Raw genomic sequence first — 13,156 nt, 5'->3', positions numbered from 1 at the left:
TCACCCGCCGCGCAACAAATGCATCACCCAGGCGCGGATGCGGCCGTAATTGTCGGGCCTCAGCGGCCCCAGAATGCCGTGCTTTTCCGGCGGCAGATGGCGCAGGGGATGGCCGTCGGAGCGGAAGACATAATGATCGAAATACGCCCGCCAAGCCGCACGTTCCGCCGACGGGCGTTCGGCGATGGTGATCAGCGCCAGTAAGAGCGCCGTGTAGGGCGCGTCGGGGCCGATGCGAAACCCATCCCACCAGTAATTGACCAGGGCGTTGAACGGGGCCGTCGCCTCGACGCCGTGCCACCACAGCTTGGGCAGATAGAGCGCATCGCCCGGCTCGAGGTCGGCCACCAGCGCCTCGTCGCGCACCTCTTCGAACATGGGATAGCGTTCCGGGTCGGGCGGCGAGGAAGCGGCAAGGCTGACCGGCTGGCCGGCCATGGTGTGATCGATCGGTCCGACGTACAGTTTCGCCGTCGCCTCGGGCGGATAAAGCGTGAAGCGGCGGCGGCCGGCGATCACGCACGCGATGTTGTCCATTGCGTCGTAATGCACCGCAACGTTGGAGGCGTGACCAAGCCAGATGCGCGGTTCCACCGCCGGCCCCACGAGCGCCATTGCATTGGCGCGCGCAAACCCGGGCAGGTATTCCTCCAGCGGCAGCGAGCCGGCATAGACCGATGCCGAGCCCGGCATGTCGAGACCATCGAGGATCGCCGCCAGGGCCTCGGCGAACCGCAGCGTTCGACGCTCGAAATTGAAGCCCTTGAGGCCGGGACCATAGAAATATTTTCCCGCGATGTCGGGGGGGCCGAAGAAGGCATCGAGATTACGGCCACAATCGAAGCGCGAGAGATAGTCGCATAGCGCCCACGGCGAAACCGAGGCCGCCGCCACCACCGGCCAATCCGCCACCAGCTGCCTCAGCACCACCGGCCGGCAGGCGCGGGCGATGGCGCCGAAATCTTCCGGCGTGCAGCGCTCGCGCTCGGCGATCCGCGTCACGCGAAGGCGCCGGCCAGCGCCGCGCCGCCTCTCAGCCCGGCGTTCTTGCGGGAGGCCAGGACCGGCACTTGCCTGAGCGAAGCCAGCATCAGATGGCAAAGCTCGAGGTAGCCGCGGCGGAACATCAGCACGACCTCGCTATCGGGCAGCCGGCGCAGCGCCTCGGCATCGATCGTATAAAGCCCGTCCAGAGTGCGTGAGCTCCCGTCGTCGAACGAAAGTTCCACCGCCAACGGCGCGATCAGATTGCGTTCGGCCAGCACCGCGAGGAACACTCTCGTCTGCTCCAATCCCGGCTTCAGATCGCGAAACAGCGCCATGATCGACTTCAGATAGGGGGTGGGGTCGCCGTCGTCGCCGAACAGCCGCTCGCCGCCGCCGATCGCAGCACCGTCGAGATCGATCGCAAGATCGGTGCCCGCCGCGAAGAACGGCCCGCGCTGCAGATTGAGCGGGCGATAAATCTCCCGGTCGGCGGCGAACAGGTTCTCGCCTTCGTCGATGCCGAGCATGGCGCCGCAATAGAAGGCGCCGGTATCGGAATCTTTCGAGATCAGGATCGGATAGTGGGCGACGAGATGAGAAAACTCGCTGACCACAACGGCGACGAAGTTGCGCGGCGCGGCGGCGATCGGTTTGACCCGCAGATCGCGATGGGCTTGCCGATTGAGGGCAACAATGTTGGTCATCGTCAGATCGCCTTGAGGCCGTAGGTCTGGATCTTCTGCACCAGGTCGCGGTTCTTCGGCAACTGCGTTTTCAGTTTCTGGATCGCCATCGCATTTTCGCGCAGGAACCGGTCGGCAAACGCGGCGGTCGCGGCGATGTCGTCGGCATCGACCTCGGTTTTGAAACCCATACCGTAGAGCACGTACTGGTACGACGCCGCCGGGAACACTTCTTCCAGGCGGTCGAACTCATCGAAGAACCAGGGCGCGCGCGTCTGCCACAGCTTGAGCAGGTTCTGCAGCCGCTCCGGAATGCCGGCAGGATCGACATTGTCGATCCAGAACTGCGTGTCATTGCGCTTGGTGAGGCAGTAGTGCAGCTTGAGGAAATCGATGATGCGGCCCCAGCGGTAGAGCGTGACCTCGTTGAAGCGCGCCGCCACGATATCCATCACCGCGCGGGTCGCCGGCATCTGTTCCGCGATCAGCTTGGCCGACAATTCACCAAGCACGATGGCCGAGGATTCGAGCGGCTCGAGAAAGCCGGCAGCAAGCCCGACGGCGACGACATTGTTTTTCCAGAACGTCTCGCGATGGCCGGCGCGGATTGGGATTTTCCGTACCGTGAGCGTCTTGATCTGCTCGCCGACATAGCGTGACAGCGTTTCGTAGGCGTCGTCGGCATTGGTGTGGCCGCTGGAATAGACGTAGCCGATGCCGCGCCGGGTCGGCAGGCCGATATCCCAGATCCAGCCGGCACTCTGCGCCGTGGCATTGGTGTGAGACGCCATCGGCGCGTCGGGCGTCGGGTACGGCACCTGCACGGCGAGCGCAGTATCGCAGAAGAGCACGTCCTGGCACGGCTTGAACTCCACCCCCAGCGCCCGGCCGATGAGGAGCGATGCAAAACCGGTGCAGTCGATGAAGAGATCGCCGCGGACCGGACCGGCCTGGCGGGTGTCGAGATGGGTGATGTCGCCGTTCTCAGCCTGGTGGACTTCGGTGACGTCGGCCTGGACATGGCGCACACCAAGCTTCGCGGTGGCGTGGCGTTGCACGAATGGGGCGAATTTGCCGGCATCGAGATGGTAGGCGTAGTTGGCGGCACCGCGATATTCCGCCGTGGCGATGGTCTTGGGCGCGAGCCCCTCGTCGCACAACGCCCCTTGGGGACAGACGGCATCACAGAATGACGTTGTGCCGCCGTGCGCCAGCCAATGCGGTACCAGATTGATATCGGCAAAGCCCTTGGGCAATTCCAGCGGGTGATAATAGAAATCGTCATCGGCGCCCGTGGTCCAGCGCGCAAAGCGGCCGCCCTGCTTGAAGGCGCCATCGCATTCGCGGAAGAAATCGGTTTCGGAGACGCCGATCTTTTCCAGCGTTGTGCGGATCGTCGGCCAGGTACCTTCGCCGACGCCGATAATCGGCACATTGGGCGATTCCACCAGCGTGATCGAGAAGCTGCCTTTCTTGATGCGGGCCTGATGGCGCGCCGCGATCACGGCGGCAGTGAGCCAGCCGGCGGTGCCGCCGCCGACGATGACGATGTTGCGGATGTGCTGCACGGCGCCCGTTCCGTCCATGAAATCCCCCGATGATGCCCTGAAGAACAAGGGCCGCCAAGCGCGGCGGCCCTGTCGTTACAGTTGGGAAAGCTTACAGCTTGAAGTGGGCACCGACGATGAATTTGCGCCCGTAGTCGACGACATCGAGGAGCTGGTTGGAGAAGCGGCCGTGGGTCGAATAGGTCGCGTCCGTCAGGTTCATTGCCTCGAAATACAGCGTCAACTGATTGGTGAGATCGTAGCTCGTCGAGAAATCCATGTTCCAGTTGGTGTTCACGAAGGTCGGTTCGGAACCGAACTGCGAACCATTCTGGATCTGGCCGAAGTGATCGAGGTAGCTATCCTGCCAGTTGGCCGCCAAGCGGGCCTGGAAGCCATTCTTGTCGTAGAACACAACCATGTTGGCGGAATCGGCAAGCCCGGTCACCGAGAAGCCTGACACCGACAAATTGGTTTGATCGTAAGGCTTGTTGGTGCCGACGATCGTTCCGTTGACCTGGAAGCCGAAGCCGGTGTCCCCGAACACGTACTGCCATGCCATTTCGAGGCCATAGACGTTGGCGGCCGGACCGTTGACGGTGGTACTGAGCGTATACGGGATGCTGGTCCCGCCGGGGCCGACGCCGACAAACGTCTGCTGGGTCGAACCGGCGACGATGAAATTGTCGACTCCCTTAAGGAAGGCGTCGACGGAAACGTAGGAGTTCTCGGCATAATACCACTGGGCACCGACATCGAGGTTGTCGGAGAGGAATGGCAACAGGCTGGGATTGCCGCCACTCGCCGCAACGTCGTTGGTGCGCTGCGCCGTGATGCTGTAGGTGGGCGACAGATCGCTGATCGGCGGGCGGGTCAGTGTCCGCGAGGCGTTGAAGCGCAGGTCCAAGTCGTCGGTCACGGACAGCGTCAAATCGAAATGCGGCAACAGGTATTGATAGCTGTGGTCCGCCGAGACGTCGGTGGTGCCGCTGTAGGCAATGTCGTAGGCGGTGTGGTCCGCGGCGTCCACCGTGAAGGAAACGGGCACGCGACCGAGGCCGACGACGTGTTCCTGCGTGATGTCGTAGCGCGCTCCGATGTTGATCTTCAGCGGCATGTTGGCAAGCGTGGTCTTCAGCGCCATCTCGGCATAACCCGAATACGTCGCTTCGCTGAGGACGTGATAGGAACTCGGATTGAATGCTACCTGATAAATGCCGTTGAACGGCCGGCCGGCTTCGTTTGGCGGCGGCGCACAGCAACCGCTGCCGAGACCGTTATAGCCGGCGATGACGCCGCTTTGCGGATTACCGAGACTTTGGAGATAGGCGACCGTCGGACCCGGATCGTATTGCAGGATGTTCGACGGCAGGTTGTTCGATCCGCCCCAACCGTTGATGAAGCTGGAGGTCGAGAACGAGTTCGAAAACAGGTTCTGCGGCAAGGCCACGCCGGCCGGCTTGCCAAGGTAGGGGTCGGCGGGATTGGCGCTCTTCCAATAGTAGTTGTTCGATGCCGGGCCATAGCCGGAATACGCCTGCCAATCGTTGTTTTCGAAGCTGTCGTAGCCGGCTTCGTTCTTGTGCTCGGCGACGTACTGGAAACCGAGCTTGATCGACATGTTGTCGCTGTCGGTCCAGGCACCCTCGGCCTTGAACTGGTTGATGGTGTCGAGGTTCTGCGCCGCCGTCATCGGCAGCACATGCGAACCGATCAGGCCGTTGTTGATGAACCTGGTCTTGTCGCCGGAGGGGCCGTACGCGGTGGGATAAGGCAGCTGATGGCCGCCGGGTACCGCAATGCCGAACCCGACGCCGTAAAGACCGCCGGTATAGGACGCAGTCTGACAAGTCGGGTCGTAGGTCGGACTTCCGACGACGTTCGAACAGGCCGATTGCGAAGGGCCGTAGCCGACGTCCACGTCGGTGCCGATAATGAGGCCGGGATTCGACCAACCTTCGGCGTGGTCGAAGTCTACCATCAGCGTCAGCTTATCGTTGACGTTCAGCTTTACGTTGGCGCCGACGTCGTTGTACTGCAGGACCTGGTTGTTGTACTGGCCCTGGAAGTCGGTCGGCGTATTCGGCTGGATGAAATTGACGACCGTTCCGTTGGAATCGAGCTGCACGTTCTGCAGCGAGCCCGAATTGAACCAGACGCTGTAGCCGTACTGGTTCTGATGGGTGTGCGAGCGCGAGAAATTGTCGTTGACGGTAATCTCCATCGCGTCGGTTGGGCGCCACTGCAGAACGACACGGGCCTGCATGCGCTCGGTGTCCTGCAGTTCGTGGTAGATGCCGTAGTCCTGAATGAACCACGCCGCCGCATTGGGATCGGTGCCGGACACCGTCGAGGCGAAGGCGTTGGCATGGGTGCCTTCCCAGCCCTGCACGTTGATGTGGTTCTGGCGCGTCTTGATGTCGGAATAGGAGCCCGCAACCAGGATGCCGAACGTGTCGTTCATGAAGGTGTCGCTGAGAAGGAAATCGCCGTTCGGCGTCCACTTGCCGCTCTCCGGCGACACCATGCCGGAGAACGATCCGGCGACCACCAGCCCGGGATTGTCGAGCGGCTTGGGGAAGCGGACGTTGATCGTCGCGCCGATCGCACCCGACGACATCGAGGCGTCCGGCGTTTTCATGACGTCGATCTGACGAACGAAATCGGACTGGACCGAGGAAAAGTCGAAGGCGCGATCGCCGGTGCCGGTCGCAACCTGGCGACCGTCGAACAACGTCTGATTGAAGGTCGGACCGAAGCCGCGCACGGTGATTTCGGTCGCCTCGCCGTTGGTCGAAGTCGAGCCGGTGCCGCTCATGCTCGAGGCCTGGCGGGTGACCGTCACGCCCGGGATGCGCATCATCGACTGCGCCAAGTTGGTATCAGGAAATTTGCCGATGTCTTCGGAACTGATGGCATCGACGATGCCAAGCGACTCGCGCTTGACGTCGAGGGATCGCTGCAGCGATCCGCGGATGCCGGTCACAACGACGACTTCACCGGTCGACTGGTCCTGGGCCTCAGCCGGCAATGGCAGCAACGCCGCCGCGCAGGCTCCGCCAAGCAGACCGGCTTTGATCCACGCCATCGAATGGGTACGAGTCCAATTCACTGTGATGTCCCTCCTGCTTGGCCTCTAAGTTGGCCGATTTAATCATCCTAAGGTGCAGTCGCATCTCGAGTTGTTGAGTCGCCAACTCCAGTCAAATGTGCGGATGAGAGTTCCCGCTCGCGTTTCCAATCTGGGAGATTTGGGCGACTTACCGCACTCGGTAAGCGCTATCTCCTACTGTTTTCGTTGAGAACGCTAACAAACGCGCACGTCGCAATCCAGCGATTGCAACACACTCTCAATATAAAGTTTGCGGAATTGGAACGACACGTTGCAGTTTTGCACCGCGAATTCCCCTGCGGAAACAATAGATTACCGAATATGCCCAGCGTCTTAACCGGGACGCCGGACGGAAACCGGTGACCACGCGCGCGGGGATTCCAGACAAGGGATAGGGGGATAGTGGTAGCAGCGGAGGGATTTGAACCCCCGACCAAGGGATTATGATTCCCCTGCTCTACCGCTGAGCTACGCTGCCACGGAGGCGCGGGTGTATTGGGGCGCCGGAACGCTGTCAAGAACCCGCGTGTCGCCGGGGATCGCGGCTTAATCTCTCACGATCCAGCCGCCACCCAGAACCCGGCTGCCCTGGTAGAAGACGCAAGCCTGGCCGGGCGCAACGCCCTCTTCGGGCTCGAGCAGTTCCACGACGGCGCCGTCGGGCGCAACCGTGACGTGGGCCGGCACCGGTGGGCGCATCGAGCGCACTTTGACAGCGCATTCCGCGGCCTCGGCCGGATCGCCGAGCCAATTGACGTCCTTCAACGTGATCCGGCGGGTTTTGAGGGCGGCGCGCGGTCCGACGACGACGCGGCGGGTCTCGGGCTCGAGTTTGACAACAAACAGCGGCGCCTCATTGCCCGACAGGCCGAGGCCTTTGCGCTGTCCGATAGTGAAATTGACAATGCCGGCATGGCGGCCGAGCACGCGGCCCGCGTCATCGACGATCTCGCCCGACTCGCCGGCGTCGGGGCGAAGGCGCTTGACGACCTCGCCGTAGTCGCCGGTAACAAAACAGATGTCCTGGCTGTCGGGCTTTTTGGCGTTGACGAGACCGAGATCCGCCGCGATCGCCCGCACGTCCGGCTTGGTCATGCCGCCGAGCGGAAAGCGCAAATAATCGAGCTGGCTGCGGCTGGTGGCGAACAGGAAATAGCTCTGGTCGCGCGCCTCGTCCACCGCGCGGTGCAGCTGCGGTCCGCCCCCTCCTTCGACGCGGCGCACATAATGGCCGGTGGCAAGCGCATCGGCGCCGAGCGCGCGCGCACTCTCCATCAAATCGCCGAACTTCACCCGCTCGTTGCAGCGGATGCAGGGAATGGGGGTTTCGCCCTTGGCGTAGCTGACGGCGAAATCCTCGATCACCGCGGCGCGGAAGCGGTCCTCGTAATCCAGCACATAATGGGCGATGCCGAGCTTATCGGCGACGCGACGGGCATCGTAGATGTCCTTGCCGGCACAGCAGGCGCCCTTGCGATCGGCCTGTCCGGAATACAGCTGCAGCGTGACACCGATGACCTCGTAGCCCTCGCGCTGGAGCAAGGCGGCCGTAACCGAGGAATCGACCCCGCCCGACATGGCGGCGACGACCCTTTTGACCGGCTTTGCGGGCGACGAATGAGGCATCATGGCGGCGTCTTATCGACTTGGCCGCGTCCCCGCAAGGCGCCCCCCGGTTCAGCCGGTGGTCGGCAGGAAATTCAGCAGGCTGAGGCTGTTCAGCTTCGAGGTGACGGTGAGCACGGCCTGCAGCGCGGTCTGGTTGTTCGACAAATTGGTCAGTGCCGTCCCCATATCGGCGTCCTGGATGTCGGAAACGAAGCCGGAATAGAGGTTCTGCAGTGACTGCTGGTTCGTTACATCGCTCTTCAGCGACGTGTAGGTGTCGCCGTTCTGGGCGGTGATGGTATTGAGCGTGCTGGTGGCGGTATTGGCCAGCGGCAGGACCGTGTTGGTCAGCGCATCGTTCTGGGCGCTGGTGATCTGACCCGACAGCGACAGCGACTGGTCCTGGTCGTACAGCGCCTTCAGCGCGCTCATCAGGCCGGTGCCGATATCGGACGCCAACACGCCGATGGTCTGGGTCTGGCCATCGCCGACCGCCACCGTCTTCTTGACCGAACCATTGGTGAAGAAACTCGCGACCGTTCCAGAATCAAGATTGGCAAGACTGGTGGCGGTGAACGGCGGCTGGTCCGATTTCTCGCCGCCGTAGATGTAAGCGCCGTTGGCGTCGGTCGCATTGAGGATCGAGGATGCCTGTTCGAAGATGCTTTGCGCCGTCGTCATCAAGCCGGTGCCGTCGGAATTGGCGGCGGTCGATTGGATCGCCTTCTGCAGTTGCGTCGCCAGACCCGACAGCGTCGTCAGCTGGGTGTCCTGCAGGTCGGTCTGCGTCACCGCGAGATTGGTGTTGGCGGCATAGCCCGCCGCACGATCGGCCGCCGCCTGGGCGCCCTGCAGGGCCGCCGTCTTGTCGCCGATCCCGGCATAGTCCGAAGACACCTTGCCGGTCGTGACCTGCATCTCCGATTTCTGCAGGTTTACATTCGCCTTCGCGATCTGCGAAAGCATGTAGCTCGTCTGATTGTTCGTTGCGACGCGGTCGACACTCATCGCTTACCTCACTGGATGCTCAACAGGCTGTCGTAAAGCTGGTTGACCGTGGTCAACAGCCGGGCGCCGGCGCTGTAGGCTTTCTGGTACATGATCATGTTGGAGAGTTCTTCATCGAGGTTGACCCCCGAATTGTCGCTCAGCCGCGACTGGGCTTCGGTCAGGCGGTTGTCCTGGGTCGTCTTGTTGGCGGTCGCGGTCGCCGACTGGGTGGCGATGTCCTGATAGACCGCCCCGGCGTAGTTCTGCAGCGAAGCGGTCTGCGCTCCGAGACTGCCGACCTTATCGAAACTGAGTTGCTTGGTCGCCAGCGCCTGCAGCGCCAGCAGCCCGTTGGAGTCACCGGATCCGACGATCTGGGTGCCGGTCATGTTGGGCTGGGCGAACGCGATCCGCGACGGCGACGACGCAATATCGGAACGGACGCTGAAGCCCGACGACAGCGCGCCGATCGCGTTACTGCCGAGGCCGAACAGCGCGCTGACGCTGATGCCGGTAGTCCCGCGCAAGGTCGAGTCGTCGTTAACCTGCAAGCCGTAGCCGGCATAATTGCCGTTGACCGTAGTCTTGAGCGCGCCATTGGCGTCGAGCGACACACTGGCATAGCCGCCGAGCGAGGAGTTGATGGCGGAGATCGCCTGGCCGACCGTCATGCCCGTGGTGATGGCGACGTTCGCCGTGGTGGCCACCGCGCCGGCGGCGTTCTTGAGCGTGAAACTGATGCTGCCGTTGGCCGTCAGCCCGAGCGCGTCGGACGCCGACATGCCGGTGTTGGTCAGCGACGGCTGCGAGGTCGTGAACAGATCGTTGAGGCCGAAGAACTGCGAAAAGCCTGCACCGCCGCGCGAAGACGGATTGGCCGAATTGGCGTCGCCGACCACGACGCCCGAACTGCCACCGTCGACGGTCAGCACGCCGTTGGTGAAGCTGGCCGACCCGCCGACGCCGGAGAGGGCCCCATTGAGGGCCGAAGCAAAACCGCCGACCGTGTTGGTGAAGGCGCTGGCGCCGCCGCCGTCGACCGAAATGGTGTGGGCGTCGAAATCGATGGCGAGCGTGTGCTGCATCGCGCCGCTGGAACTCGTCAGGGCGATGCTGGTCTGGCCGGTGAAATTGAGCGAGTCGGTGGCGAGAAGACCGGTATCGTGCCCCGTCAGCGTCGTCGGCGGCGGATAGGAACTCGACGCGTTGTGAATCGCGTTGAAGCCGTTGGCGATACCTTTGGCCAGCGAACCGAGTTCGTTCTTGACGCCGGTAATGGTGGTATCGCGCATGTCGATCAGGCCGCGCATCGTTCCCGAAGCCAGATGGCTGTCGAGCGACTGCACCGAGCCGATCGGCTGGCCGGTGGTGCCGTTGGTGTCCTGGACCGAGATCGTTCCGTAGACGCCATCGGCGCCCGTATTATAAGAGAGGGCCGCGTAGTCGTTGGAGCCGACCAGACCGATGCCGTCCTGGGTGGTGACCTGAACGGTCCCGTCCGATTGCGGGGTAACGCGGACATCCATATCCTGCGCCAGGCTCTGCAAGGCGGTGTCGCGCTGGTCGAGATAGGTGGTGTCGGTATTGCCCTGGAGGTAAGCCGACTTGATCAGCTGATTGTAATTGTAGATCTGCTTGATCAGGCCGGACGCACCGGAGACCGTCGTCGCCAGCTGGTTGTCGGTCTGCGTCGCCAGACCGTCGAGCGAGGTCGACATTGTCGAGATCGACGAGGCCAGTGAACTCATCGAATTGACGACGCTCGACTGGCTCGCGCCGGTGTTGGTCGACAGCTGCGCCGCGCCGAGCTTGGTCAGCACGTCCGACAGCTTGGAGGTCAGCGAATTGCCGTCGCCGGGCGAACCCAGCAGCGCATTGATCTGGTCATAGCCCGAACTCATCGCATCATACTGCGAGGACGAAGAGGTCGCCGACAGGCTTTCCTGGGTCAGATACTGGTTGGTGACACGGGTGACGTCTTCGATAGTCACGCCGGCCGGAATGCCATTGGACCCGAGTACGCTGAGATTGACCTCACGCCGCGCGTAGTTGGCGGTGTTGAGGTTCGCGATGTTTTCCGAGACCACCTTCAAGGCAGACGTGTTGGTCTGCATGGAAGTGAGTGCGCTCGACAGAATTCCGTTCAGGGCCACGGGTCGTTTCCCGAAAATGCTTTGTCGCCGCTCAAATGATCGCAAGGCCCATGCCAGTTCCTGGGCGCGGTTTGGGGCGGAAAACCGGGGTTTTTGGAGCAGGTCGCACGGCATTTTTTGCCCCCTCCGGCAGAAGGTGCCGCGCCAGCATTGCCTCCGCAGGTCCTCGGCTCCGGCAAAAAACACAGTGTTTTCGGGCTTCGGCGAAGTGGTCCGGGCCTTGCTTCTATGGTCCGGCAACTTTCGCGGACCTCGCACTTGGTCGACGTGGCAACAGTCAGCGCGGTGAATACGACGGCAGCCCCCCAGGCCGCCGCCGCCACACCCAACACCATCGACGCTCTGTTCGGCGCCCTGCTCGAACGGATGAGCGCCGCAACGGACGCCGCCGCATCCGCTACGTCACTGCTGGCCTCGACAGCGCCGGCCATGCCCGGCACCGCCGCAGCGCCAGCCAATGCCATGCCGATCACCACCTTTGCCGCCGCCTCCATGCTGGCGCAGGCGGTGACCGGCCAGAGTGGCGGCGACACTGCTTCTGCTGCGCCGGTCACGCCCGATCTGAGCAATCTCGCGGGCGCGTCGAACTCGGCTGCACTGCCTGCCGACACGACTTCGACGCCCAACGCTCCGTCATCCACTACACCGACCGACCCGGCAGACTTGGCCGCGGCCGCCGCCGCATCCGACTCAAACACCGCGGCAGCGGCGTCGAGCGACGCCAGCGCCCCGAAGCCGGACAACAAGTCCACCGTCGATAAGAGCGGCAAAACGCCAGTCGATCTGGGCGCGCTGTTGCAGCTGACGCAGACCGTGCCTGCCGCCGCAACGGCTGCCAAGATTGCCGCGACCAGCTCCGCCAGCGATACCGAGTGCGCGACCGACGCTGCATCGGCGGAACCGACGGAGCACTCGTCAGCGACCGACAGTACTGCACCGGGGCAACCCGATCCCGCCGCAGTCGGATTCAATCCGATGGCCGCTGTTCCGATGCCTAACGTGACACCGGCGACCGGATTGCCCATTCAGACGGCCGCGGCCCCATCGGCCGCCGCTGCGCCACCAGCCGCGCCGCAAGCGGCACCGTCCCTCGCCGGCGACAGCACCGACCCTAGCGCGCCGCCGCCGGACCCGCAGTCGGCGGAGCCCGCCGCGTCGCCGACGCCGCACAGCGATCGGACAACCGAGCGCAAAGCGGCACAACAGGCAATCCAGCAGGCCGCGCAGATGGCCCCTCCGCAGACCACTCCCGCGCCCGCGCCACAGCCGGGTTCCGCCCTGCCGCCAGCCGCTGATGCAACCGCACGCCAAACAGCTGCCGTGAACGCCGCCGAAACACTCGTGGCGCGCGCACCGGTTGATGCCAAGGGCGACGTCAAGACCGACGCGAAATCGGATCCCAAAGTCAAAGCCGCGGCGAAGTCGAAGGCTGGACAGACCGCCAGTGACGCCGAACCGACCGCACGGGCGTCAACCGCGTCGCCGTCGTCGACCCCGTCCGCGGCCCAACCCGCGACCCAATCCGCCGCTCAGCCCGCCACCCAACCAACGGTCGCGCAAGCCGCCCAGCCGCACAGCATCCCGACGCACAGCGCCGCGCCGGCGAAGCTCGACCCGACCGCAGCCGAACCGGCTCCGGCCGCACCGACCGTTACCGCCGATGTCCAGGTCAGTGCGCAGCATCACCAGAGCGCCGACGCCGCAACCCCGTTCGACAAATTGGGCGTCACCATTGCCGCCAAGTCGCTCGAAGGCCTGCACCAGTTCGATATCCGGCTCGATCCGGCCGAACTCGGCCGCGTCGATGTCCGTCTCACTGTCGACAGCTCCGGCCAAGCCCAGGCCAATCTGGTGGTCGACAATCCTAAGACACTCGAACTGTTGCAGCGCGACGCCTCGAGCCTCAATCGCGCTCTGAGCGATGCGGGTCTCAACCTCGCCGGCAACGGTCTCAATTTCTCGCTGCGCGAGCAGCAGAACCAGCAGTCCGGTGGCGGCAGCGGCCGCGCCCGTGGCCGCAGCCTATCCGTTAACGCCGCGATCGCGGCCAATGCATCTGCCACCCGGTCAGCAGCC

At 63.6% G+C, this 13,156-nt stretch carries 8 protein-coding genes and 1 tRNA gene; 1 reads left to right on the top strand and 8 read right to left on the bottom strand.

The genetic code is table 11. The features are described from left to right. The 8 genes from AC1P6P_RS11300 to flgK all read right to left on the bottom strand — a co-directional run bounded on the left by AC1P6P_RS11300 (position 1) and on the right by flgK (position 11,080). Positions 1 to 1,002, bottom strand: coding sequence for a cupin-like domain-containing protein (locus AC1P6P_RS11300; protein WP_481402540.1), 1,002 nt, complete (start codon positions 1,000 to 1,002; stop codon positions 1 to 3). Then, a complete protein-coding gene (locus AC1P6P_RS11295; protein WP_481402539.1) occupies positions 999 to 1,691 on the bottom strand; it encodes a SapC family protein in 693 nt (230 codons plus the stop codon). The genes AC1P6P_RS11300 and AC1P6P_RS11295 overlap by 4 nt, the downstream gene beginning before the upstream one ends. 2 nt (positions 1,692 to 1,693) lie before the next feature. Continuing rightward, positions 1,694 to 3,256, bottom strand: coding sequence for a tryptophan halogenase family protein (locus AC1P6P_RS11290; RefSeq protein ID WP_481402538.1), 1,563 nt, complete (start codon positions 3,254 to 3,256; stop codon positions 1,694 to 1,696). Between the two features lie 73 nt (positions 3,257 to 3,329). After that, positions 3,330 to 6,329, bottom strand: coding sequence for a TonB-dependent receptor (locus tag AC1P6P_RS11285; protein ID WP_481402537.1), 3,000 nt, complete (start codon positions 6,327 to 6,329; stop codon positions 3,330 to 3,332). Between the two features lie 403 nt (positions 6,330 to 6,732). Next, positions 6,733 to 6,807: transfer RNA gene (locus AC1P6P_RS11280), tRNA-Met, on the bottom strand. A gap of 68 nt (positions 6,808 to 6,875) precedes the next feature. After that, a complete protein-coding gene (gene mnmA / locus AC1P6P_RS11275; protein ID WP_481402536.1) occupies positions 6,876 to 7,958 on the bottom strand; it encodes a tRNA 2-thiouridine(34) synthase MnmA in 1,083 nt (360 codons plus the stop codon). Positions 7,959 to 8,006: 48 nt separating this feature from the next. Then, complete coding sequence (locus AC1P6P_RS11270) at positions 8,007 to 8,945, bottom strand: flagellin (protein ID WP_481402535.1); 939 nt, start codon at positions 8,943 to 8,945, stop codon at positions 8,007 to 8,009. Between the two features lie 8 nt (positions 8,946 to 8,953). Further along, positions 8,954 to 11,080 (bottom strand): flagellar hook-associated protein FlgK, encoded by a 2,127-nt coding sequence (gene flgK, locus AC1P6P_RS11265; protein ID WP_481402534.1) that lies wholly within the window; start codon positions 11,078 to 11,080, stop codon positions 8,954 to 8,956. Positions 11,081 to 11,347: 267 nt separating this feature from the next. Here flgK and AC1P6P_RS11260 point away from each other — a divergent pair. Beyond that, positions 11,348 to 13,156, top strand: a 1,809-nt coding sequence (locus tag AC1P6P_RS11260; protein WP_481402587.1) for a flagellar hook-length control protein FliK, incomplete at its 3' end; no start/stop codon positions are given.

The sequence above is a fragment of the Rhizomicrobium sp. genome, from assembly GCF_056722145.1.
Note: the sequence above shows the minus strand (reverse complement) of the source record. Positions and strands in the feature narration are given on the sequence as shown.

Excerpts from the sequence above, each read along its gene's own strand:
- AC1P6P_RS11295 (WP_481402539.1), bottom strand. The coding sequence starts at position 1,691 with ATGACCAACATTGTTGCCCTCAATCGGCAAGCCCATCGCGATCTGCGG.
- AC1P6P_RS11290 (WP_481402538.1), bottom strand. The coding sequence starts at position 3,256 with ATGGACGGAACGGGCGCCGTGCAGCACATCCGCAACATCGTCATCGTC.
- mnmA (WP_481402536.1), bottom strand. The coding sequence starts at position 7,958 with ATGATGCCTCATTCGTCGCCCGCAAAGCCGGTCAAAAGGGTCGTCGCC.
- AC1P6P_RS11270 (WP_481402535.1), bottom strand. The coding sequence starts at position 8,945 with ATGAGTGTCGACCGCGTCGCAACGAACAATCAGACGAGCTACATGCTT.